Here is a 25,019-nt window from a genome sequence, read left to right on the forward strand (position 1 = left end):
CAAGGAGAGAATAGGAAATATAATTGGAGTTCGAGTGGCGTGAATCTAGCTGGGTGGTTAGCCTCAGTTTACTAGCCTTTTGCCTCGCCTGAAAATGACCTCCGACCTGTTTTGCCGCTCCGCATTCCGATTTTTCAACCGCTCCCTGTTAGCTGCATTTATCTGGGCAGTTGCTACAGTTTCACCGACTTGGGGGCAGGTTGAGCAGGAAGTCGAACCGGCTTTAAGCGCCGAATCGATTGCGAGCGCCGCAGAGGTGCTTGGGTTGAGCTATGATGAGGCCGAGTTGGAACTAATGCGTGAAGATGTGTCGGGGCGCCTAAGCGATTACGAACGGATTCGAGCCATCGCTTTAGACAACGCGATTCCTCCAGCTCTCGTTTTTAACCCATTGCCCGAAGGCTTTGTAATGCCTTCGGGACCCTCTGAGCTCAGCTGGGTACAGTCGGAAGAGGTATTGGTGCCTGACGACAATAATGAATTGGCTTTTTATACGGTTGCGGAACTGGGCGAGTTGCTGCGGACGCGGAAGATTACATCGCTCGAATTGACGGAGTTCTTTTTGGACCGCTTGAAGAAGCATGATCCCGCTTTGCAGTGCGTGATCACATTGACGGAAGAAAGGGCTTTAGCTCAAGCCAGCCGGGCGGACGCAGAAATCGCTGCTGGCGATTACAGGGGGCCGTTGCACGGGATTCCTTATGGAGCGAAAGATCTTTTGGCTGTGCCCGGTTATCCGACCACTTGGGGAGCGAAGCCATTTGAGCACCAGGAGCGGGAGGAGCTCGCCACCGTGATAGAGAAGCTTGATGAAGCGGGAGCCGTGCTAGTTGCCAAGCTGACAATGGGAGCCCTCGCTTGGGGGGATGTCTGGTATGGGGGCAAGACCAAGAATCCGTGGGATCTGGAGCAAGGTTCCTCTGGATCGTCTGCAGGTCCGGCCTCGGCTACTGCGGCGGGCTTGGTGCCATTTGCTATCGGAACGGAGACTTGGGGTTCCATTGTATCGCCTTCCAATCGCTGCGGAGTAACGGGACTGAGGCCGACTTTTGGGCGAGTCAGTCGCTACGGGGCGATGGCTTTGAGCTGGAGCATGGATAAGATCGGCCCGATGGCTCGCAGCGTAGAGGACTGTGCTCTTGTTTTCTCCGTTATCCAAGGAGTGGATACCAAAGATGCTTCGACGTTCGAAGCTCCCTTCTCTTACAGCGATGATCCGATCGATCTGTCGAAGGTGAGGTTCGGTTTTGTGGAAGCGGAGTTTGAAAAGGAGCGGGAAGGGAAGGAGCAGGATCTAGCGACGCTGGATAAATTGCGTGAGCTGGGAGCCAAATTCGAAGCGGTCACGCTGCCCTCGTCGCTCCCGACGCGGGCCTTATCTCTTATTTTTACGGTAGAAGCCGCGACTGCCTTCGATGAGCTTACCCTTTCTAACCAAGATGACGAGCTCGTCCGTCAGACCGAAAACGCTTATCCAAATGTTTTCCGTGCGGCTCGTTTGATTCCGGCGGTGGAGTACTTGAAGGCAAACCGTTTGCGGCAGGTTTTGATTCAGGAAATGGATACGCTGATGCAGGAAATCGACGTGTTGGTGAGTCCTAGTTTTGGAAGCGATCAGCTTTTGATGACTAACCTCACAGGGCATCCGTGCGTAGTGCTTCCGAATGGATTCGATGAGTCCGGGCATCCTAAAAGCATCACTTTTGTCGGGAAATTGTTCGACGAAGAGACGCTATTATCGGTGGCGGCTGCGTATCAGGAGTCTACCGATTTTCACCAAAAGCATCCGGCACCGTTTCTGGATTGAATAGAGTTCTTAGTTGTATCGATATAGGGAATACCGGCACGAAATAGGTCTAGTTTTCGACGATTCGGCTGACAAAATTCCATAAGCATGCGAGCTTATGAGGATTAGGTTGATCGGATTCTTGCCGATTTTCCACACTGGTGTGGGGCTGTTGCAATAACGATAAATCATCTGCGGATGGTTTTGTTATATCGAATGTCATAATACGATATTCACCCGAACGGGGGATTGAGGAGTTTGGCTTGGACTGGTATTGTAGCTCCATCATACCCCAATCCCCTTTGTCGCACCCATACCACACCTAAGTTCCCCCATTTCCCCCGTTCCCGGCCGTGAGGCTCTGATTTACCGTACCTAAAAGTCAGAGCCACTGCGTCTCTAAACGGGTCTCTACCAACTGTCACGCTGATGTCTGTATTCAGGCCTTTCGGCGGAAATTACCCTCAAAAGATCAACACCAAACTCACAAACTATGATGAGTAGATTCAAAACTAAGAATAGACGCAGAACCTCCTCGTTGCCGAGCTACCTCGCATGTCTAGGCGTTCTTTCCGTTGCTCCCGCTACCCTATTCGCGCAAGTGCCGGCCTTGGGAGAAACGGACGAAGAAGAAGAGGAAGAAGTATTCGAGCTTTCTCCATTCGAAGTGTCTGGCGAAGACGTAGTTGGCTATATGGCTACCTCGTCCCTTGCTGGTTCCCGACTCAACACGGAACTTCGAGATATCGCTGCTGCGGTCCAGGCTATTACCCCCGAGTTCATGAAGGACATCGGCGCCAACGATCTGCAGAAGCTTCTCGTTTACACGACCAATACTGAAATTGCTGGTATCGAAGGAAACTTTTACGGCGGCGACGCGTGGGATAAGGGCCACGCTCGTGACATGCTGATCGAACCGCACCGCACCACGCGTATCCGTGGTTTGAATAGCGCTGACATCACCAGAGACTTTTTCCCTTCTGACATTCCTATCGATTGGTACAGCTTGTCTCGAGTAGATATCAGCCGTGGTCCAAACTCGATTCTCTTCGGATTGGGCAGTCCCGCGGGTCTGATCAACAACACGCTCAAGACTCCGGTCATGGGTGAAAGCAGCAAAACCTTTGAGGTGCGTGTCGACAACTATGGTTCGGTTCGTACTTCGGTTGACATTGATCAGACGATCATCCCGGGCGAGTTGGGCGTTAGAGTATCTGCCCTTAATAACAACGGAAAATTCCGTCAGGAAGGCACTTTCAATGACGACCGTCGCATTTTTGCGGCGATTCGCTGGCAGCCAAAGACAGGTGATGGAATCTTCACCCAGATTGATGCCAACGGCGAGTGGGGCCGAATCGATGCCAACCGTCCGATGGCCAATACTCCAGCGGACTTCCTTTCGAACTGGTACGGAGCGACAAATCGCAATCTTGTATTGAATGATGAATACTGGACTGATCCGGGCGATGCGGAAGGCCTCGATGGCTTCGCTGCACACGAAGCAGTCTATGGCGCTCAATCTATTGGTGGACAGCTTTGGGATGACCATCCGGTGTCATTTTACTCCGATCCTACAAGTTCCGCTGTAGGTGGTGCAAACATGCCTGACGCGATGATGCTTCGCGGTTGGATGAACGTCAATGGCGGCGGCTGGGGTAGCTATGTCGGCCTGACGAATCCAAACTGGGAACTCTGGAACCCGAATCACGAGAAAAACTCGGCGGCGTACTATGCTGGTAATTCGGTCATGACGGGTATCATCAATGACTACGAATCCCTAACCGGAAACACCTTCTCTGGTTTTGGACAAGGACTCTGGCCAACCCAGATGATCATCGATGGACCAATCGCAGAATTGGTACGAGAACAGAATTTCGTAGGGCCAAACAAGTCCGAGTTCAACAACTTCGAGACTTTCAACGTTGTGGCAACCCAGACCTATTTCGACAATCGCTTGGGTTGGAATGTAGCTTACAATAAGCAAGACTATCGCTCTGGATACACCAATGAGATGGAAGGTCTATGGGGAGGAAACATCATCTCCATCGACATCAACGAATCGTTGCGTAACGGCGAGGGAGACAACCCTAACGTGGGACGCCTGTTCACCATCGGCGAAGGTCGCGGAGGTATCTACCAAAAAACTCGTGAAAACTGGCGTGCCACCGTGTTTGGCGAAGTAAACGCAGAGGACTTCCTCGAGTCGGACAGCACTCTCGCCACCATCCTGGGTAAGCACACCTTTACCGGAGTTGTATCCTCTCAGAAATACGAAAACTTCGATCGCAGCTTTGCCCTCTATCGTTGGGATGAACCATTCAGCGAAGCGCTAAATTGGGGCTCACCTGGCTATGCAACTTGGAGAGGTATTCACTACTTGAGCGACAGCATGCTCGACACCACTTCCATGGACCAGATCACCGGTCTGTCAGGTGTAACTGTCATGCAGAATCCAGAGATGTATCAAACTGTTTTGGGTACCACTCAAGACGATGAAGGAGCTTGGTCTTGGGGGCTTAACGACTACGGACTCTTGTCCTACAAGACCGATCTCGACAAGCTCTATGACGGAGCTAGCCAAGGCTACGACACCACTGACTCCAAGGTTTTTGTTTGGCAGGGCGATATGCTGAATGGAGCGATCGTGCCGATCTTCGGATGGCGCGAGGACGAGTATGAGCGTTGGAACAAGCCTTCTCCTTCCGTGATCGACGGAATGGAATACGGACGCGTTCCAGGCTACAACAACGTTGTTCCTTACAGTGAAAACTGGGTCTACGACGCTGACCGCAGAGCTCCTATCTTGGCTAAGGCTCAACGCCGTAGCTGGAGTGTCGCTCTCCACGGTAAAGAGTTGATGGAAATGTTTGGTGGCGAACTGCCAAAGGGCATGGACATCACCTTGCTCTACAACGATTCCAGCAGCTTCCGTCCTTCAGACGTAGCTAGTGACGTCTACGGTCGCCAAGAGGCTAATCCATCTGGAGAGACTGAAGACTTGAGTCTCTTGGTTTCCGCGTTCGAAGATAAGCTTTCGCTCCGCGTCACCAAGTATAAGACCTTGCAGCAGAACACTCCGTTTATCGGTGATGCTCCAGCCTTCAACCGAAACAAGGCTATCTTGGGTCGTGTTATGGACGGTATGATGTGGGAAATCGCTCCGCAGTGGGGTGGCTTGCCATCAGAGGGAGGAACTCCTGCAGCGGACCGTTACCAGCCAACTCCTGAATGGTTGGTTAACAAGTGGATGTTTGGGGAAGGTAACTATGATTCCACTATCGCCAATGAGCCGCTTCCAGCAGACTGGCGGGACAATCCAGATATCATGAACCAGCCACTGCGTATTCGTGCCTCGGCGGTTCCAGGTTCTGCGACTTACGTAGCTCAGGGTGATATCAATCCTGATCTCGATCTTGCTTATGTTGCACCTCCTCTAAGCGACGAAGAAATCGCTTACCGTTCAGAGTGGTTCCGAGCGCGTACCGATGCTGAGTGGTCACGTCCAGTTGACCAAACTTTTTGGGATGCGATGAACTTTGAACGAATCGAAGCGGCTTGGGGTGGTTTCTGGGAAATTTCCGCATGGGAAGTACCTGACTCCTCTCGCAGCTTGAACGATCTGGAGTCCACTGGTATCGAGTACGAAATCACCGCGAATCCAGCTCCAAACTGGCGTATCTCCTTCAATGCTTCCAAGGCTGAGGCCGTTCGGTCAAACGTTCTGAACTCCTGGACCGAGTACATTGAGAGTAGCATGGATTTCTGGTTCGATGGCGGGTACTCACTCTATGACACACCTGCCATGGACTACTGGTCCTTTCAAGGCTTCTACGACATCCCCGAATCTCCAGGTGTTGAATTGGGCGGATCCGGTCGTCTCGGAACTGGTTACGGCGCGGACATCCTCGCTAAGTACTACCAAGCCCGCGCTACCGAGCAGCAGCTCGTAAACGAACTCAGAGAGTGGCACTTCAACATGGTCACCAACTACACCTTCGCGGACGGCAAGTTCAAGGGCTTGGGTCTGGGCGGTGCTTATCGTTGGATGAGCGAGTCTAACCTAGGCTACTATCCTAAGTTCGACGCGGACGCCAACGCTTGGGTCAACGATCTCAACAACCCAATCAAGGGCTCTTCTGAAGACTACGTTGACGCATGGGTTTCCTACGAAAAGGATCTCGGCAACGGTAAGACTTGGTCGATTCAGCTGAACGTCTATGACATCTTCGCTCAGGATGAACTGATTCCAGTGCAGGCGAATCCAGACGGAACCATCGCCCAGGTGCGTATCCCAGGTGAAACCTCTTGGGCTATCACCAACACCATCCGTTTCTAAGCTTCCTAGGCTAAGTTTCATGTAGCTTTGCAAATCAGCGGGGCGTCCTGCAGGACGCCTCGCTTTTTTTGAGGCGTTCGCTGGCTGATCCATCTTTCTAGATCCGCCAGCGAACTCCTTCGAGCCAAATGGTTCGCTTTCTGGTTCGCGGTTAAAAGAGGCGATATGTTCGTAACCATATTGTAGTTATATGGTTGATACGGATGTCTTAACGCCCACCGCCCTCCTAGAACTATGAAAACCTCAAACAGACAAATAAGTCCTTTTCGCCCGAAAATCGTTTTAGGTCGGAAAGCTATTCGAAAACTTGCGTCGCCGGTTTTGGCCTTGGCACTTGCATCTGTATCCGTCGCTCAGGACCGGACTGTGTTGTTCGATGTGGATGCTGAAGGTGAGGCTAAGCGTATCGAAACTTGGGGTTTGGATACGGCGTGGCTTGATGCTGGTAATGTGATTCGGGGAGTCGAGTTCATGGGGAAGCCACAGGTCGATGTGATCCGGTTTTCCTTCACGGGAGATAGGGCGTTGGTAAATGGTGACCTTGAGTCTTCCCGACAGGCCGAATTCGATGAACGTATGCGAATCGTAGATACTTACACCGAATCCGATACAGAGCTGTATTTCAATAACGACTCGGACGGAATCGACTCATACTTTCAAGGTACAAATGGTGTTGAACCAGAGCGTTGGGTAGAACTGATCGATCTTACGCGAAGGAAGGCGGAAGCTGCAGGAAGGACTGTTGTTTCGGTGGCTCCATTTAATGAACCAGATCTCTTGGAAAACAATCTGGGTACCGTTGATAGTTTGAAGGAGATATGTGAGATAATAAAAAATGATACCCGCTACAAAGACGAGTGGTCCGATATCCGTCTAAGTGGAGGGAATACGCTTAACAATGACCTCGCAATCGCATGGTACAGTCAGCTGAAGACGGTTGTCGATGAGGGGACTACCCACCAATTAGCCGGAAATTTCGATACTTATGCCGCTTTTTTTGAATACGTTTCTGAGAATGGCGGATTAGGAACAAACGACGAATTGCACAACGTCATGGAAGCCATGGTGGGTGCCGAATATGGCATGAACGCCGGCATATGGTGGGGAAGTGCCGAATATGCTCGCGGAGAGTTCGTCAAAACCAGTGATGGGCAGCGACTCGGCTATGCTGAGCATAGGACGAACTGGACCGCAGCTTCAGTTTATCGGGGTCTCGATGGCAAGGTCCAAGCATTTGTAGGTGAATCTGAGCGACAGGCTCGGCCCACCACTTATCTTTTTGTATCCAAAGATCGCGACGTTTATTTTGACGGCGTTGGTCCGCAGCGATCATATCTGGTCAGCACTACGGGAGGTACGGGTTATCAAACTGAGAATCACCACAACGCGGAGCGCGTGGTGCACGTGACTTGGGGAGAGGATATCCAACCTGAAATTGCAGGACGCTATACCCTGGTCAATCGCCACAGTGGAATGGTATTGGAGGTGGCTGGAGGAAGTACGGAAAATGGAGCCAACTTTCAGCAAGGCGAAGCCAATTATGAAGCCTACCAGTCTTGGCTAGTTAACCGAGTCCCTAAGACGGTGGGAGGTGACTGGACCTATTTTTCAATCAAACCCTACCACGCCAGTGAGAAAACGGGTGATGTTTGGAACTGGAATTTGGATGCAGGAGCGGATGTACGTCTCTATGATTATGGGGCAGGGAGCAACCAGCAATGGATTCTTGAGTACGTGGAGAATGGATACTTTACCATCCGTAGTCGCTACAGTGGAAAGTATTTGGAGGTCGCGGGCGGATCTTCGGCAGCGGGAGCGAACGTCCAGCTTGGGAATGGAAACGGAGAGGCATATCAGCAGTGGCGACTGATTCCTGCGGGAGCAATGGTCGAGTCGGATGCTCCCGTAAGCCCTGGAGGATTGACCGCGATCCAGCAATCTGCCTCTGTCCGTCTCGAATGGTTAGCGAATACAGAGTCTGACCTAAAAGGGTACAATGTCTACCGCTCTACTGATCCAGATTCTGGATATGATCTAATTGCTCGAGGCATTACCACAGCTCGTTTTGTAGATAAGGCGGCAAACCGTAGCGATGTCACATACTCCTATTACGTTCGCAGTTCGGACATGTCGCTTAATCTTTCAGAGGCCTCGGAAAAAGTTTCTGCCAGTCCAACAGGTATTTCTCCTCGTTTGGTTTACTTCGACTTCGAGCAGGATACTTCCGACAGCTCTGGAAACGCCAACGATTTGGAACCAAGTTCCGACGCAGGTTACGTGGTTGGGAAAAATGGTGAAAACTCCCTCTATTTCAACGGCGCTACTTTCTACGCGAACCTCCCAGCTAATGTGGTGAACCACGACCAGCTTACTATTTCTACTTGGGTCTACTGGACGGGTAGCTCCGATGAGCAAAGAGTATTCGATTTTTCTGACGGAGAAGGTTCTGGGCTTAGTTTCACGCCGAAGTCTGCTGCGGGAGGATCGCGCTTCTTGATAGAGTTCGGTGAGCTTTCTACCGAACTGCTGGGAGCAGAGCTACCCAGCTCCAGTTGGACGCACGTTGCGGTGACTATGGACGGCTCGCGGGCTGCTCTTTACCTAAATGGAGTCCTCGCCGATTCTGCGGATAGTTCTCTTAAGCCTTCGGAAATCAATCCCTTCCTCAACTACCTCGGAAAGGGTTCCTCTAGTACTGCGACACTCTTTGCGGGGCGTTTGGATGATTTCCAGATGTACGGTTTTGCCGTCCCTGCCGAAGATATCCCAGCATTAGCTGAACTTGAGGTACCCGCCCCTCCGAGCCCGGAGGCAGTTTATGAACAAGGGGAGGTTTTTCTTATTTGGCCCGCGATAACGGGTGCAAGCGATTACGTGATATCACGTTCGGCCTCTGCGGACGGAGTGTTCGAGATTATAGACACTGTATCCGAAAGTTGGTACACCGATTCATCGATTATTGGAGGGCAGAGCTACTACTACCTTGTCTTAGCGTCAAATTCGGTTGGTGAGAGCTCGGGCGTAGAAGCTCTGCTGGTCGAGACTGTACCTCCCGCCGAAACGTGGAGAATGGAGCATTTCGGAGTTTCGGAAAGTTTGGGAGACGCTGCGGATCTGGCGGATCCGGATGGTGATGGAGTCGTGAACCTCCTCGAGCGTGCTTTTGGCGGAGATCCCTTGGTACCTGACGTAAGCGTTTCGCCGCGCATCGATTCTTCGCAACCGATGCTCAGCTTGCTTTATAGAATCTCGACCGCCGCCACGGACCTTGAGATTGTAGTGGAAGCGTCTTCTGGCTTGGAGGGAGATTGGACGGAATCCGAGGGTGTAACCGAAACGATCGAGACGTTCGAAGGCGTGGAGCTCTTACGCCACAGCAAGACCTTAAATGAAGGGGAATCCGTGTTACTCCGAGTCGGGGTGAAGGAACGTTGAAACCTTGATGTCAGACGCTTGAATCGCGCGACGTATCCAGCAGCAGCTCAGTCCAGGTGAATAATGCCGTGGCGGATTGCTTCGATGGCGGCTTCGGTTCGGTCTCGGACGTGCAGTTTCGAGAAGAGCGTTTTGAGGTGGGATTTGACGGTTTCTTCCGAAATGGAAAGGCGCGAGGCGATCTCCTTGTTGCTTCTTCCTTTGGTAAGGGCTTCGAGCACGTCGCGTTCGCGCTCGGTTAGTTGATCTCGTTTTGACCGCTCTTTCAGGCGTTGGGCGACGCTGTCAGGTAGTGATGCCTCGCCTCGAAAAACGTTTCGCACTGTCTCGGCGATATCCTCGATGGGCATGTCTTTGAGCAGGTAGGACGCGGCTCCGGATTGGAGGGCTCGATGAATATCCTCATCCCAGTCGAAAGTTGAGAGAACGATAATCCGGGCGTCCGGGTATTGCTTGCGGATTTGCAAGATGGCATCCGCTCCACCCATTCCCGGCATACGCAGATCCATGAGCACTACGTCAGGTTTGGTGTCTTCGTAGACTTCTACCGCTTCCTCCCCATCGGAGGCTTCGGCGATGACAGACATGCCTTTCTGGCTATTTATGAGGGAAATCAAGCCCATGCGCATGGGGGGATGGTCATCGGCGATCATCACTTTTATCGTCTCAATCGTTTCTGTCTCTGTCATGTCTAGTCTTGGGCTGTCGCTTTGATTTCGGTTCCTTTTCCTACTTCGCTTTTTATCTCGATCTCGCCCCCGAGCAGTTCGATTCGCTCTTGGATCCCAACCAATCCGAAACTGCGTTTCGCACCAGAGGGAACGGCGTCGGTGCGGAAGCCTTTCCCGTTATCCGAGATGCTTAGCTCAACTTTTCGTTCGCTGTAGACGAGCCTTACGGAAATGCGGGTTGGTTCGGCGTGCTTGCAGGCGTTGGTGACTGCCTCTTGTCCGATTCGCAGGAGATTGTTTTCCACGATTGGGGGCAGGCGTCGGCGATCGCCTTTGATTTCGACGAGGGTGTCGATGCCGGTATTTTCGGTTAGCTGCGTGGCGATTCTCTTTAGGGCCCCTCCGAGGTCATATTTTTCTAAGACCTGAGAGCGCATGTTCCAGATCGATTCACGGGCGTCCGCGAGGGCTGTGCGAGCAAGTTTGTGGGCGGTTTGAATGTGGTTTTGAGTAGGTTCGCTGAGGTTTTTTGAATCCGTACGAACGAGTTCGAGGTGCACGGAGATCGCCCCGATGTTTTGTGCCAGTGTATCGTGAATCTCGCGTGCGACTCGGTTACGCTCTGAAAGGATAGCGGAAAATTCCGATTCTGCCATCGCCCGCTGCAATTGTTGTTCACGGAAACGCCGTTTGGAGAACCAGACGATACCGGCGATCATAATGAGGGCTAGGACTAAGACGGCGCCCAAGGCGTAGGAGATGCGTTGCGCGTTCCACCAGGGGGCGGGAGTGATGATAGCTAAGTCTTCGGGACTGCGCAGAAGGAGGTGCAGCGACTCCGAAAACCAGATGCCGTTGAGAGGCTTGGTTTCGCCTTCTCCGACTGTGGCTATGCCGGATGCTCGAACGATGCTGCCGGGGCGCCAGTCAGCGAGGGAGTCAAAGTCTGAGCTGCTGAGGAGCGAAGCTCGTACGGTGGTGCCGAGTGCCTCCAGAGTAAGCTCTACGCTTTCCGCGTAACGCTGGATTTCGGTCAGTTCGGCCTCCAGTTGCACGAGATCCGAATCGTGCCTGATGATCATGCGAAGGTCCTGCAGCGGGACCGGCTCGGGCGGGGTCGTTTGGCTGGTTTTCTTGAATTCCGCGTCCTCCAACACGGGGCTATAGGTGCCCGGTTCGGGGAAGCCCAAGACGTCAATTACGTCGCCGGGTGAGAGGGATTCGGTTTGAGGGGCTTGGATTTGAAGGCTTTGTCCACGATCTCGGATCCAAACCGCAATCCCTTCTCTTTGGTGAGTCACGACGCCACGTACGTGAACTCGTCGGCCAGGGTTTCCGCCAGTGTGGTCAAAGGTTGAGAGGCTAGAGACGGGGCGAGTCTCTCCCTCGAAGTCTCGATGTAGGGGAGGTTCGATGATTTCGGGCACCTCATCGTGGAGTGTGTGGATATTGGGCCGGACGAATTGGCGGTTCCCGTTGTGCAAATAGAAGCAGTGCCCCGTCACGCGAATCTTGGCGTCGATATAGAGAGCGGGATCGAGAATACTAGTGACCTCTACTACGGAGGTTGAATTCCCATCAGCCAGCTTGAGTTTTGTATGCATGTTTTCGGGATCGGGCTCTGGCTGGTCCGGACCAGGCACCAGTATGTCAGGCACGATCTCCATGTTTCGCACGATTCCTTCGACCTGCACCCAATAAGCGTCCATCTGGCCGTAGCTTAGCTCTGCGATGGTAGTCTTGATCGGTTTTGGAACCTCTACGGTGCCGATTTTCTTGATGGATCTAGCGTAGGCGCAAGGGGCGTAGTCACCCGGATTTGTTACGCCGACCACTTCGACGAGATCTCCGATCTCAAACCCCTCGCTGAGATGGGGTTCGGTGAAGATGAAGAGCGGTCCTGTTTCGTCCTGAAAGGAGAAAGAAAACGCGCCGCTGCCCATGAAGCAACCTCGCAAGAGGATGGGCCGCTCTTCTGCTGCTTCTTCTGGAGTCAAGGCGCGAGCCTGCGCTGCTGTGGTGATGAGGTTTGGATCTTCCTCTGCCGATAGGCTGGGAGAAAAATATCCAGCTAGCAGTGAATGGGCGACGAGTAAGATCACCACTAATCTGTAGGGAGATGAATGCGTCAATGGGGTGTAGGCGGTAGGATGAAATCGAACCATTCGTTCGTCTATGAAAACGACTAATGGATCGGGGATAGGTGACTTACTAGTATAGCAATCAAGTTGCGGGGCAAGGGGAATAGAGGGCTCTCAGCTCGTGTATCAGGATTTTGGGCCCGCAGAAAATTCGTAAATTTGCTGAAAGAGGTCAAATTCACCCTAATGGGTGAGGGCGGGTCGGGCTGTTTTCTGTTAATGTAGCGAATGGCGGATTGGCTCATCTGCCTTACCCCGAAAATGAATTCTGGAATCCCCAAAGACACGTCGGAGGAGACCCGTGAGGCATCTCGTTCGAACATAAAGATACTGGTCGTTGACGACCATCCCTCGATGCGGATGGGAATCATCGCTTTGATCGACAGTCAGCCCAACATGGAGGTCGTTGCGGAAGCTTCGGATGGTGAGGAGGCGATCGAGGTCTATGACGACGTTTTGCCAGACATCGTCCTGATGGACCTGCGCATGCATCGCATGGGTGGAGCGGAAGCTATCCTCTCGATCTGCAGGAAGCATCCGGATGCTAAAATTATCGTACTCTCTACTTACGATTTAGACGAGGATATCTATCGAGCCATTCAAAGCGGGGCCAAATCCTATCTGCTCAAAGACATGGCCGTAGAAGAAATTGCGGGAACGATTCGGGGGGTATTCGAGGGAGACGAGATACTCCCCCGCCAGGTCGCCGATCGCTTGGAAGAACGGTCCCAGCGCCAGCAGTTGACTGAACGAGAAAAAGAAGTCCTAGAGTCGCTGATCAAGGGTCGTAGCAACAAGGAGATCGCTCAAAATCTGTCCGTTTCAGATGAAACAGTAAAATCCCATCTGAAGACGCTTTTCGTCAAATTGGGTGTTAGAGATCGTACTGAGGCAGCCATTACAGCGATACGTCACGGTATTGTGCATCTGCACTGAGATCGTCTACGCGATCATTTAGGCCAGCCCCGGATTTACTCGCGGGTCCGTTTCCCCCAAAAAGGTGATAGGCGCCTGTTGTGGGAAATGTTAGCTTATTCGGTCGATTTGTTCGACCACACCCCTAACTTTACCTCTTTATGAAGCCACTAATCGTTTGCGGTGCCGTTGCCGCCCTTAGTTTCTCTTTCAACCCCGTTCAAGCTGAACCCAGCCACTGGGTGCTAGCCCCCACTCCGCCAATGGGTTGGAATAGTTGGGATATATTCGGGACCTCAGTCACCGAGGCCCAGGTTCGGGAGCAAGCCGATGCCATGGCGGAGCTGCTCTTGCCCTCGGGCTACGATGTATTGACGGTAGACATACAGTGGTACGAGCCGGGCGCCACCGGTCACCACTATAAGGCTGGTGCGGAGTTGAGTATGGATCAATATAGTCGGCTAACTCCGGCTGTGAACCGATTTCCTTCAGCCGAAGGCGGAAAAGGCTTCAAGCCTCTTGCCGATTACGTGCGTTCGAAGGGGTTGAAGTTCGGTATCCACATTATGCGAGGAATTCCTCGCCAAGCTGTGGACCGCGACACCGCCCTTTTAGGCACAGATGCGACTGCAGCGGAGGTTGGGATCGTTTCTTCGATCTGTCCTTGGAATCCGGATATGTACGGTGTGGATGCTACGACCGAAGATGGCCAAGCCTACTACGATTCGATTTTTCAAATGTATGCCGATTGGGGAGTCGACTATGTGAAGGTGGATGATATCTCCCGCCCCTATGACGATGTGCAAAAGGCGGAAATCGAAGCCATTCGCAAGGCCATCGACAAAACAGGTCGGCCGATCGTCCTAAGCCTATCTCCAGGAGCGACTCCGATAGAGGCGGGTGAGCATGTTTCCGAGCATGCGAACTTATGGCGTATCACTGATGATTTCTGGGATCGTTGGGGCCTTCTTGAGGCGATGTTTGAGAGAACGGATACGTGGACTCCATTCCGTAAGCCCGGCGCTTGGCCGGATGCAGATATGCTGCCAATTGGGATTGTTGAATTTGATCGCCCAACCAATTTCACCAAAGATGAGCAGTATACCTTGATGACGCTTTGGTGCATTGCTCGCTCTCCCCTGATCTTTGGTGGAGATATGACCAAACTGGATGACTTCACTTTGAAAATGCTGACCCACCCGCCGATGCTTGAGGTCAATCAAAACAGCACTAACAATCGGCAAGTTTCTCGCGAACGAAACCATATCGTTTGGGTGGCGGACGTTCCTGGAAGCGATGACAAATATGTCGCTCTCTTTAATGCTCAAAGCGAGGGAGAGAATCTCGACTTCGAAGATGCAGACTATGCAAGTCCCGTTATCGCCGGTAAGGGGCAGTCGCAAGAAGTATCACTGAATATTGGTGACGCTACTCGACTGGTGCTTTTTGTTACCGACGGAGGCGATGGCATTAGCTGGGATCACGCCGTTTGGGTAGAGCCGACTCTGCATGGCCCAGAGGGGACTCTCAGCTTAACCGAACTGGAATGGACCTACGCGGATTCTGGTTGGGGAAGCCCTCAGGTGGACCTGACTTGCGAGGGGCAACCTTTGAAGGCCGAAGGTAATTCTGTATCCGGAATCGGGACACATTCCCAATCCAAAATCATTTTCGATATTCCAGCTGGTTACGATCGCTTCACGACTAAAGGAGTGGTGACGGAGGATGGTTCGGTCATGTTTGGCGTGCTAGCAGAAGATGCCAGCAAATCGATCGAAGTGGATACGTCGGTCTCTGTCGCCCTCAAGGATCTCGGTCTTAGTGGCAAGGTAAAGGTGGTAGACCTTTGGACAGAGGAGGCGCTCGGCGAGTTTGAAGGCAATTTCGAGCGAGAAATCGCACCGCACGGAGCGGGACTATACCGTTTTACGCCGCTTCTCTAAAATTTGTGTTACGCCCAAGATTGGGCATAAGAGTTGGGTTATGGGCGGGTCGTTCCGGTTGGGGCGATTTGCCTTTTTGTAATCACTTATTCGCTGCCACTCGGTGTTCGATCCCGTCGTGAATTGTAGTGTTGCGAGCTCCTTAGAGGCAAAAAAGCCGATGCAGGAAGCTTCCTGGCATCGGCTTTCGTTAGGGGAGGGAGGTCTGTATCCGTATGATTTGTACGCCTTAGTTCTTATAGGGGCGCTTTAAGGAGCTGGGAAAACGACCGTATTGATCGATTGGGCTGGAAACTCCTGAGATACGACTATGTCTGATCCTGCCACCTGTAAGCTGGCGACATGTGGATCGTTTGAAGAATTAGCAATGACTGCGACGACTGAACCATCCGTATACAGAAAAGCGATACAATCCCCCCAATCTCCGGTGCTCAGGATTTTTTTTGCTCCAGGACGTACGTAGTGGCTGAAGTGCTTATAGGTGAAGAATTCGCCGTTGTAGATAACCTTGCCAGTAGCCTTCTCGACGCTGATCGGAGCATTTTGCCGCCAGTTCCAAGGACCAAGTCCGCTGTCATCGAGAACCATATTCCATGCGTAGTACTGGTTGGCTCCGCCATCGATGTGGCGCTTTATTAGCCTGTACAACTCCATAGCTTGAGCCCAGCTATTGTCGCCGTTGAAGCATATGGATTCGCTCTGCATCAATTTCTTGTCCGGATAGACTTCGTTGGCGACGGCAATTTGGTTTTTGCTATCGTACTGGAAGGCGATGCCGGTGAGGTAGGAATTAGCCTCTTTGTCTTCTAGGACGGATACAATTCGGTTGTTGAAGTTGTCACCGTCGTGTTGGGGATCTCCATTGATGCCGAACCAGAGCTCCACCTCCTTATTCTTCTTTGCTAAAGTCGGGCCAAGATAATCTCCTATGAATTCAGCGAGTTGATCTCCGGTGTACACGCAGGAAGGAAAGGGTTGCCACTGGTTTGGTTCGTTCTGGGGGGTGACAGCGAAGATGTTCACGCCTTCGTCTTGGTAGGCGTTGATCCATTTGGAGAAGTAGTTGGCGTAAGTCTTTAGTACTTTGGGCTCCCAACGGAGTGAACCGCCCGCGTAGAAATTGTTTTCCTTCATCCACTCTGGAGGGCTCCAAGGAGATGCCCAACACTGTAGGTTGGGTTGGGTTTCCATTGCCGCTTTGATGTAGGGGAGCAGGTTCTTGCGGTCTCGGTCGATGGAGAAGTGCTTTAGCTGGTAGTCCTCCGGAGTCTCCGCGAGCGAATAGTCGTCATCGTCGGGAGTGGATGGATCTCCATCGAGATTGATGGCGAAATCGCTAGAGCCGATGGGGATTCTAGCAAGGGTGAAGCCGCAGCCATCGTCGCCAAAAAGAGCTTCTAGAGCGGCTGTTCTGTCCGCGGGAGTCGCTGTTTTTAGGGCGACCCAGCCGAGTTCGTTGAACGAGCCGCCAAAGCCATCAATCGTTTGGTAGGTGCGGGAAGGGTCGAAGCGCAGGTTTGGGGCTTCGGATTCCGAAGCCGGGGAAATGTTCGCAAGTTCATGCTGCTGCCATGTTTTTCCTTCCTGACTGCTAAACCAGATAGGACTAGGAGCTGCGAAAGAATAGATGGATAGCGATAATCCGCAGCAGATGGCCGCCGACAGGTTTTTCTTTTTCATGGGAGGTAGGGGTGTGTCTTGGCCTCTCGGATTCAAGAGTGACCAGAACGGGATTAACCAAGCGGACGGGGGGCCGCTATTCTTCCTTATGCTATCAAAAGCACTTTCGATGGGCTATCCCCCGAGAGGGTAAACTCGGGCTGGATTCGCCTCGTAGGCCTTTCGATTGCTATCGAATGAGCTGTTTACCGAGGGTAGGGCGTGGCCGCCGTGCCACGCCTAGGTCCGGCACGGCGGCCGGACCCTACCTGAAATCGTTGGCGAACCACTTGTAGGGCCATTCTTCTGCGGTTTCGCAAAGCTCTGCTCGTACTGGGTTTTGTAAGATGTAGTGGGTTTTTTCTTCATACGAATCGTCGTTGCGGAGTCGGTGATCGAAGAAACCTTTTTGCCATTTGATGCCGTGCTGTTGAGCGAGGCGTTGTTTGAAGGATGCGATTAGTTTGTCGAGCGGTTCGAGCTTTGCGTTGTATCCAATGATTGCATGCAGGTGGTCGGGCATCAGCAAAAAGAGATACGGATAGAGAAGTGATCTTTTAATGCGGAAATTGAGTCCATCGTAGATCGCGGAAGCGATTTCGGGGTTGGCAAGTTGGTTCTTGTAGCGGGGTTGGCAGCAGATGGTTATGAAGTAGTGTGCTTTGGTCGTGTCGATCCAGTCAGGCGGAGTATGGAAAAGGTATTTCCGCGGGGTGAAATGGGGCATTTAGGTGAGGAGTGAGATTCGATTCTAGGCAGGGCGTGGCCGCCGTGCCACGCCTTGAGGTGTTTGGAGTTTTCGTCCAAGCGTCTTTCTGGGCAAGGATCTTGATTGGGCTTGGTTTAGGCGTGGGGCGGCGCCCACGCCCTACCAGAGTAGGGCCTAGATACCAAAAACGCCAAACCGAGCGATCGGTTTGACGTGTGTTTAAATAGGTGAGAGACCGGAATTCCCGGGCCGGCCTCTCTCTTTTAGGAGGTTCCTAACCTTGGCAGCATCCGCCGCCAGCTCCGCAGCCCGAACAGGCGGCACAAGCTTCGCGAATGACCTTTAGCCGTTGGAAAGTCTTGAAGGTGTAGCTGCCGATATCGAAGTCGTAGACGCTTTCCGCCACGATTTGTACTTTGTCTCCATCGAAACAGACTTCCATTGGGATGGTGCGCATCTCTGTCATTTCGATGAGGCTTGGGGCTTCGAATGGTTCGATTACTGTGACGGAGTTGTCTGTCGCTACGGCACGGATACCGGTGTGTATGGTTTTAAGCGATGTGAGGGTGCCGTCTGTATCGAAACGTACGGAGCTTTGGTCTGAATTGATACCCACCATTTCCGCGTCGAAGGCCTTGATTGGCCCGATCGGGGTTTGGATTTCAAAGGGTGCGGAGGGCTCGACAGTTTTAAGGGAGCCGTCTTCGTAGAGCGAAAAGCCGGTGCGTACACTCATTTCCCCTACTGGAGTTTGGATACTGATTTTTTGGCCCGGCCATAGGGTGATCGATTTCACCGCGCCGCTAGGATAAAAGTGTGCGTTGATAATCTTGGCGCTGAACTTTCCAACCGACAGGTCGAAGTCGAGGACTTCGGCGAGTTCGCCTTCATTGGTCTCCGACCAGTAGCCATCGATTTGGCCGTTTAGAGGAAAAATCCGGTTGAGCGACCCGTTGTCGTAGAAGGTCACAAGCTCGGCATTCATTTCTCCGATGGGAGTCTGGAGGGCCGTAGCTTCTTCGAGAGCCGCGCTTTTTAGCTGGCCGTTCTTAAAGAAGGTTAGTGCTGCTCGATGCTTCTTTTGGCGTTCTCCGTATACGGCGGTACGGTACTGCGGGATGACTTCTCCTATAGGAGTTTGAATACGGTTTTCCTCCTTGAAGGTGCATGATTTCAAGGTTCCGTCGCTATAGGTAGAGGAAGAGGAAATGCCGGTGAGTTTGCTGCACAGAGTGTCGAGAGTTTCCATGATGCCGGCGAAAATGCAGTTTTTACACCTTACCTTGGGGGTGCTCTTTTTTTTGAGGCGCTTAAAAGAAGATATAATGGTAATTAATATATTATCTTATGTGATAGTAGGCTTGAAACCGATTCGGGCACAAAAAAGACCGAGGGGGGACCTCGGCCGTTTCATTTTGAGCTCCTATGAGCCCGTTAAATTAAGGCATCTCCAGCCGTGTAAGCTCTGAATAGCCGAGCAGGGATCCATTTTTCTTGTAGGTCTCGGTTTTCACGCCGCCGACTTCTTTGGATATCCAATCGATGGTGCGGAGCTCGATACTCATAATCGATTTTGTCAGGACACGCTGGGAGATCTTATAGCATTCAAAGGTTCCCGCTGGGGTGGTGATGGTTTCCTTGCCTTCTACTACCCGGTCGACGACATCGACGCGGATGGACATATTGATAGGCCCGCTTGCGGCGAGATCCATACTGATATATCCGTCGCTCAGCTCTTGGCCGACGTGAAGGTCGCTGGGCAGATCGATGGCCTCCATGGTCACGCTGGCATCGGCTTTCATTCCCATTTGTTCGGGCTGGAAGAATGAGCTCATGTCGACGTAGAACACATCCCCTTCGCAGCGGTATTTGAGATCAGACTCGAAAACTTCTTTTCCCTTTTTGTCGAGGCTTGCCTGGTGGACGACATATTCTACGCCGCCGTCGATCTTATTGGTCTCTGTTAGTTCCAGAAGGACGGAGCCATTGGGCTTACCCTTTTTGTTGTAAGAGGTCTGCTCCCAAATGGTGCCGATTTTTTGTGGGATAAAGGTTTCGCAATCCGCGGCGTGTAACAGAGTGGCCAGCGAGAGAGCTACGAGTGACAGGAGTATGTTTTTCATGAGTTTTGGATTTCCAAGTTTAGATCGAAAAACAACTACGATTCTCCGCTTTGCTCAAACGAATTCATCTTCCGCATCTACAATCACATCCCCGGTTTATAGGTGATTGCTTGTAGGTTTATGGTCGATACGTTGTCGCAAGTTTTTGGCGGGTGGATAGGATGTTAGCACTTACCGCTTTGGCAGGTGTCTTTTATTAGTAGGCTCGCGAGTAGCTGAAGGCTCCGTAGGTTTCGGCTTTGTCTTGGCTTTCGAATTCTTTGCTGCGGGTGATGTTTACGAAAGAAAAGCGGTTGTAGCCCCAGACGATCTGAACGCCGATTTGGTACTCCGCCAAGGTCTTCTTTTTGACGATCGAGTAGGGGGAGTCGCGAAATGTATTTCCGTCGAGGAATAGGTTTCTTGCCATGTACGCTCCATTCACAGAGCTGAAGATCTGCCAGGAAAAGGCTCCCGGGCTGGAGTTGAAGTAACCGTTGCCCGGTAAAGTGAGTCCAAGCCGGGGTGAGCCGTAGCTTCGTTTAGATTTAGAGCCGATGGAGAATGCTGCTCCCGCATTGGCCGCGGTGTAAACGTTTCCAACGATCCCGCCGACAAAGGGCATCAAATCCACCTGCACTGGACCGGTTTCAGCTTCGTGCAACAGGAGCCAAGAACGTTGCATCACGAGTTGGAGAGTTGGCTCGTTTTCCAACTGGTTATCCCAGCCATTTGGGATGCGAGCATCTATGAAATTATGGATTAGGTCTTGGGTTTCCTCGCCCAAAGCGGCGGGGCCGACCATGCCGAAGCTGAGTTCCACTTGGTCGACGACGTTGTTATCGATTTGGGTAAATCCGGTGGCTGCGTAGAGCCAAGCGGCATAGGGGCGGTCGTCTGTGATCAACGTATCCGAGTCGAGGTCGCTGGGGGTGAAGAGCTGTTGTCCGAGTGCGACTTCATAGCGATGTCGAGCGCTCGGGTCATTCTTCATGAAAAGTCCCAAAGTCGAATCCACCAGGCTCAGCGTTTTGCCTTCTGGCAGCAGATTCGCGAAACGGACACCGCTGGTATAGAGTCGGTCGTTGTTGCTGATAAAGTCGTTCTCGACCGTGACGGTGAATATGCTCCGATCGCTCGGAGCGAGGGCGGGCGTGGGTGAAGCCGTTTCTGCGGCGGAAGTAATTGAAGTCAGAACCAAGGCGAAGCAGGTCCAGATTTTGGTAGAAGTTTTTGCGGAAGATCGCACGGGAAGGAGGATTGTTTTGAAACAGATAATCGTTGGCTAGGATTACGATTCGCTGCGTAAGGTCCTACGAACGAGCGCAGCAAAAGCCTGCTCGGGGGCAGGGGCCACTAGCCTAACAAAAGTTGTCCCAGAATTGCTCCGGTAGCGGCTAAGAGCCACGGTGGCATTTTCCAGATCCGGAGGGCTAAAAAGGCGGCGAGTCCGAAGCAGAAGGTCGCGTTTCCCTTGATCGTTCCAGTCCAAATCGGGTCGTAGAGAGCGGCAAACAAAAGTCCAACGACGGCGGCATTCGCTCCCATCAAAACTGCCCGAGCCCCTTTTATCGTTCGAATCCGTTCCCAGAAAGGTATGGCTCCCAAGACGAGAAGCCAGGCCGGCAGGTAGATCATGATCAGTGAGAACACTCCGCCCGCTATCCCTTGGGGGCCATTTGTCATCGCGGTTCCCAAAAAGGCAGAGAAAGCGAATAGCGGCCCCGGTAGGGCTTGAGCTGCTCCGTATCCAGCGAGGAATGACGACTCGTCGATCCAGCCACGTTGTACGGTGGAGCTTTCGAGAAGTGGGAGTACCACATGGCCACCTCCAAAAACGAGAGAGCCCGCCTGGTAGAATGAGGTGCCGATTTCCAGCTCTTGGTTGTCGGGCAGAAAGTGTGAAGCTGCCGGTAGGCCAAATAGGAGCGTGAAGAAAGCGGCGAGGTACAGGGCTCCGCTTTTTTTACTCCTTGTCTCGGGCACATGGGGTGAAGCGGGTGGTTCCGCCTCCTTCTGGTAGAGGAACAGCCCTGCGAGAGCTCCGAATAGAATGGCGAGCAATTGATAGAGCGGCGAGTCGGCCAACAAGAGTCCGATAGTCACGATCACCGCTATCGTAGCCCGGCTACGATCGGGGCAAAGCGATTTAGCCATGTTCCAAGACGCGTTGGCCACGACAGCGACCGCGACGAGTTTAAGCCCAGTCACCCAGCCCGCTTCCGATAAATCCCCTGCGTATTTCAATCCCAACGCCAAACTGATCATCAGAATGGCGGAAGGAAGGGTGAAGCCTATCCAGGCCAGAAACGCTCCTGCTATGCCTCCCCGACGTAGTCCGATAGCGAAGCCGACTTGGCTGCTCGAGGGCCCTGGCAGAAATTGGCAGAGGGCCACGGTGTCGGCGTAGTCGGCCTCGCTCAACCACTTCTGCCGTCTTACGAATTCCTCAAAGTAGTAGCCCATGTGGGCGGTCGGTCCGCCAAAGGCGTAACAGCCGAGCCGCAGGAATGTGAGGAAGATTTCTTTCATCGAAGCAACGGCTACAGGTTGCTTCTGAGCTTGGACTTGGCAAGAACCTTGGGAAGCCTTGCGTTACGAGTTTTTGGCGCCGAGCTAGACCTCGGAAACGGCGAGAGCGGGGTTTGAGGCGAGGGGCAATGAGGTCCCGTCGATCCAAGTACCTTCCACTTTGGTGACAGTCGGATAATCCGGCAGGCCTATCTGGTTTTGTTGAAGTTGACCCGCTAGGATTTCCACAGCTAGTTCTCCAACGCGTAGGCAATTATTAAATACGCCCGCGTTTCCGCTGTCTTTCGTCTCTGGGCAGATATCGATATAGGCGAAATCCTCCGGTGTTTTTATCTGCAGGAGTTCGAAGGCTGACTTAACAAACTCGGAGTAGCCGATAACGACTTCCGGATTGTGCTCCTTGCGCCAGCTTTCGAATTCAGCTACGGGCATTCCCACGGAAGAGCGGGCTTCTGTATCGAAAATCTTGATAGGTACGCGATCCTGCTCCGGTACCTGCAATTGGCTAGCTAGAAATCCGGCGGTCCAAGCGTGGTTGACGTAGGCGTCCCACCAACGCGGCAATACGAAACCGATACGTTTGTAGCCCGCTTCGCGAGCCTTGCGGAAGGCGAGTTGGATTATGGCTCGCTGGTCATTGGAGATGGTATGCACGTGCAGCGAGGTCGGGAAAAAGTCGATTTTCACCGAGCTATACTTGTCCCACTGTAATCTGGGCTCACGGTCTTCCCCCAGTTTGTGGGAGGCGATAATCAAACCGCGGATACCGCGAGCGAGCAGGATTTCATTTATCCGCTCGTGGGAGAGCCCCGGCTTGCCCAACCAAAAATGGTCAATTTTATAACCCAGCTGGTTGGCTCGCTCGACTGCTCCTTCGTAGAAATTGCGGTGCGGTATGCTTTTCTTCCAGCCCCACTCTGTGCGCCAATAGGTCAGATAAGCGATCGGGGCAGCCTGCTGTTTAGGCGATGCGTTGCGGCGGTATGCTACAAGCGCTCCTAGTGCCGGATCGGGACGATAGCCCATCTCGTCCGCCAGAGCTTGGATTTTTTTGGTCGTTTCGGCCGGCAACCTAGGATGGTTGCGCAAGGCCATGGAGATGGTGGTGGGGTGGTAGCCAGCTTTCTTGGCTATGTCTGCAAGGGTAATACGGCGCATAGTGCTTGATTGGGGTTTGGGGGGGCGTTCGCCTAACGCGATTTTGCTAAGTAAGCGCCTTCGAGCTACTATCTCAAGTTGAGTCTATAATTAGATTCAGTTTGCTCTATCGTTAGACGCCGGCGGTTGGGAGTTGCTCGTCCGATTTGGCCACTACTTCGCTTAACTCCTGGCAAATGGCGCTTCGATTTGACGAACTCGCCTTTGGACGGGAATCTAACTTGCCCGAAGCCAAGCGCGTCTTTTCTGTAACCCTTTCCAATCCTTTTGTGTAACACCTAAGCAAATGAATCCTATCACCTTAAAAAAAGTATCCCTAGCCGCTGCGGCTATCAGTCTATCCTCCTTCTCGCTTCAGGCCGGTTCCTTCAAGGAAATGTCTGAACACCTCGATCTTGATGGCGACTTCGTCGGTTTCATGGATTTCGATGGCGACGGGCAAATGATTGGAGAAAAGCTCAACGTGATCTATCAGCAGGTTGCCGAAGCGAATCCAAATGTACCTCCGTTTCCCATCGATTTCCCAAGCTTATTCGAAACCTTGGGCTTTGGTTCGGTTCGTTCTATTGGAATGAGTTCTTCCGAGGTGGAAGAGGGGCTTTTCCGTAATTTGTCGGTGACTTTGCTCGAGGGTGAGCCAGCTGGCTTGTTCAGCGTTTATGATCTCGAACCTACGGGTTTCCGAGCCGCTGAATTCGCTCCTGCGGACGCGACCACAGCGATGTCCGGTCGCTTGGACTACGACGCGATCGTAACTACCGCCAAGGCCTTGGCTAGCCAAGTAATGGGACCGATGGGTGAGGGTATGGTGATGCAAGGGTTGTCGCAGCCAGTTCCAGGTACCGACGTGACCATTGCGGAAATCGTATCGGGACTTTCTGGTGGAATGGATCTGATCTTGAGCCAGAGTTTTGAAAACCCACAGATGCCGGACATCAAAGCGTGGATTTCACTGAAGGATGCAGGCGCTCTGATCCCTCGCTTGGAGCCTCTTCTCGCTCAGGTGCAAGGTCAGTTCGTCGACACGGACCATGGCCGCGTGGCCGATCTTTCCGCTCTGCTGCAGGGTGCTCCCTTCGGACTCTACATCGAAGATCCAGCAGACTCTGACGATCTTCTTATCTACACCGATGCGGCTTGGGTGGCTTCTTTCGGAAGCCCCAGCGATTCTCTTAAGAGCACCCCTGAGTTTATCAAGGTGACCGAGCGTCTTCCTGATGACGCTGCCTTTTATGCTTACAGCAAAGGCGTGGATCTCTCCCAGATCCTTGTTGCGCTAGAATCGAATCCCCAAGCGGCTGCTTACGTGCCTCTGATCGAAAACGCAGTTACTTCGCTCTTTGGCGGATTCCTCGCTCCAAACGCATCGGCGACTTACCGCGACGATGATGCCCTAATCACAGACAGCTACGCTGGCTTCTCCTACAAGGGATTGATGATGGCGCTTCCAGCCGGTATCGGCGCAGGTGTCGGTGCGGCAGCGATCGCTGAGAAGATGAAGCAGCCGGAAGCCTGGGAAGAGGAAGCCTGGGAAGAGGAAGACTACAGCGAGGAATCTGACGATTCCGACGACGGTTTCTACGACGAATAAGCCTTGTTCATCGCATCAATTTCAAACGCTCCAGCCTCGAG

At 52.6% G+C, this 25,019-nt stretch carries 15 protein-coding genes; 6 read left to right on the forward strand and 9 right to left on the reverse strand.

Annotated elements, in window-relative coordinates; all coding sequences use genetic code 11:
- The first annotated feature begins 94 nt into the window (after positions 1 to 94).
- The 3 genes from H5P27_RS14635 (at position 95) to H5P27_RS14645 (ending at position 9,557) form a co-directional block, all read left to right on the forward strand.
- Positions 95 to 1,807: an amidase gene (locus H5P27_RS14635; protein ID WP_185661135.1), complete on the forward strand. Its 1,713-nt coding sequence runs from the start codon at positions 95 to 97 to the stop codon at positions 1,805 to 1,807.
- A 475-nt stretch (positions 1,808 to 2,282) separates the two neighbouring features.
- The gene (locus H5P27_RS14640) at positions 2,283 to 6,122 is read left to right on the forward strand and encodes a TonB-dependent receptor plug domain-containing protein (RefSeq protein ID WP_221774724.1); all 3,840 of its coding nucleotides are present in this window, start codon (positions 2,283 to 2,285) and stop codon (positions 6,120 to 6,122) included.
- A gap of 234 nt (positions 6,123 to 6,356) precedes the next feature.
- Positions 6,357 to 9,557: an RICIN domain-containing protein gene (locus tag H5P27_RS14645; RefSeq protein ID WP_185661137.1), complete on the forward strand. Its 3,201-nt coding sequence runs from the start codon at positions 6,357 to 6,359 to the stop codon at positions 9,555 to 9,557.
- A 47-nt stretch (positions 9,558 to 9,604) separates the two neighbouring features.
- Here the strand turns inward: H5P27_RS14645 and H5P27_RS14650 are convergent, their stop codons facing one another.
- Positions 9,605 to 10,246, reverse strand: coding sequence for a response regulator (locus tag H5P27_RS14650; RefSeq protein ID WP_185661138.1), 642 nt, complete (start codon positions 10,244 to 10,246; stop codon positions 9,605 to 9,607).
- Positions 10,247 to 10,248: 2 nt separating this feature from the next.
- Positions 10,249 to 12,393 carry a sensor histidine kinase gene (locus H5P27_RS14655; protein ID WP_185661139.1) on the reverse strand — a complete coding sequence of 715 codons (2,145 nt, stop codon included), beginning with the start codon at positions 12,391 to 12,393 and terminating at the stop codon, positions 10,249 to 10,251.
- A gap of 237 nt (positions 12,394 to 12,630) precedes the next feature.
- On the opposite strand from H5P27_RS14655, the gene H5P27_RS14660 reads away from it, so the two are divergent.
- Together H5P27_RS14660 and H5P27_RS14665 are read left to right on the forward strand one after the other, a co-directional pair.
- The gene (locus H5P27_RS14660) at positions 12,631 to 13,305 is read left to right on the forward strand and encodes a response regulator (RefSeq protein ID WP_185661140.1); all 675 of its coding nucleotides are present in this window, start codon (positions 12,631 to 12,633) and stop codon (positions 13,303 to 13,305) included.
- A 140-nt stretch (positions 13,306 to 13,445) separates the two neighbouring features.
- A complete protein-coding gene (locus tag H5P27_RS14665) occupies positions 13,446 to 15,227 on the forward strand; it encodes an NPCBM/NEW2 domain-containing protein (RefSeq protein ID WP_185661141.1) in 1,782 nt (593 codons plus the stop codon).
- Between the two features lie 249 nt (positions 15,228 to 15,476).
- Here H5P27_RS14665 and H5P27_RS14670 read toward each other — a convergent pair whose 3' ends face one another.
- The 7 genes from H5P27_RS14670 to H5P27_RS14700 form a co-directional block, all read right to left on the reverse strand.
- Positions 15,477 to 16,907 (reverse strand): glycoside hydrolase family 30 protein, encoded by a 1,431-nt coding sequence (locus H5P27_RS14670; protein WP_185661142.1) that lies wholly within the window; start codon positions 16,905 to 16,907, stop codon positions 15,477 to 15,479.
- A gap of 244 nt (positions 16,908 to 17,151) precedes the next feature.
- Positions 17,152 to 17,613: an REP-associated tyrosine transposase gene (locus H5P27_RS14675; RefSeq protein ID WP_185661143.1), complete on the reverse strand. Its 462-nt coding sequence runs from the start codon at positions 17,611 to 17,613 to the stop codon at positions 17,152 to 17,154.
- Between the two features lie 256 nt (positions 17,614 to 17,869).
- Positions 17,870 to 18,844 carry a toxin-antitoxin system YwqK family antitoxin gene (locus tag H5P27_RS14680; RefSeq protein ID WP_185661144.1) on the reverse strand — a complete coding sequence of 325 codons (975 nt, stop codon included), beginning with the start codon at positions 18,842 to 18,844 and terminating at the stop codon, positions 17,870 to 17,872.
- A 190-nt stretch (positions 18,845 to 19,034) separates the two neighbouring features.
- Positions 19,035 to 19,718, reverse strand: a complete 684-nt coding sequence (locus H5P27_RS14685; protein WP_185661145.1) for a TapB family protein — start codon at positions 19,716 to 19,718, stop codon at positions 19,035 to 19,037.
- A gap of 196 nt (positions 19,719 to 19,914) precedes the next feature.
- Positions 19,915 to 20,946, reverse strand: coding sequence for a lipid A-modifier LpxR family protein (locus H5P27_RS14690; protein ID WP_185661146.1), 1,032 nt, complete (start codon positions 20,944 to 20,946; stop codon positions 19,915 to 19,917).
- Positions 20,947 to 21,053: 107 nt separating this feature from the next.
- A complete protein-coding gene (chrA, locus tag H5P27_RS14695) occupies positions 21,054 to 22,229 on the reverse strand; it encodes a chromate efflux transporter (protein WP_185661147.1) in 1,176 nt (391 codons plus the stop codon).
- Positions 22,230 to 22,313: 84 nt separating this feature from the next.
- Positions 22,314 to 23,387: a LacI family DNA-binding transcriptional regulator gene (locus H5P27_RS14700; protein WP_185661148.1), complete on the reverse strand. Its 1,074-nt coding sequence runs from the start codon at positions 23,385 to 23,387 to the stop codon at positions 22,314 to 22,316.
- A 286-nt stretch (positions 23,388 to 23,673) separates the two neighbouring features.
- On the opposite strand from H5P27_RS14700, the gene H5P27_RS14705 reads away from it, so the two are divergent.
- Positions 23,674 to 24,978 (forward strand): hypothetical protein, encoded by a 1,305-nt coding sequence (locus H5P27_RS14705; protein WP_185661149.1) that lies wholly within the window; start codon positions 23,674 to 23,676, stop codon positions 24,976 to 24,978.
- The last annotated feature ends 41 nt before the right edge of the window (positions 24,979 to 25,019 follow it).

Origin of the sequence: Pelagicoccus albus, assembly GCF_014230145.1 — a bacterium.
GTDB classification, from domain to species: domain Bacteria; phylum Verrucomicrobiota; class Verrucomicrobiia; order Opitutales; family Opitutaceae; genus Pelagicoccus; species Pelagicoccus albus.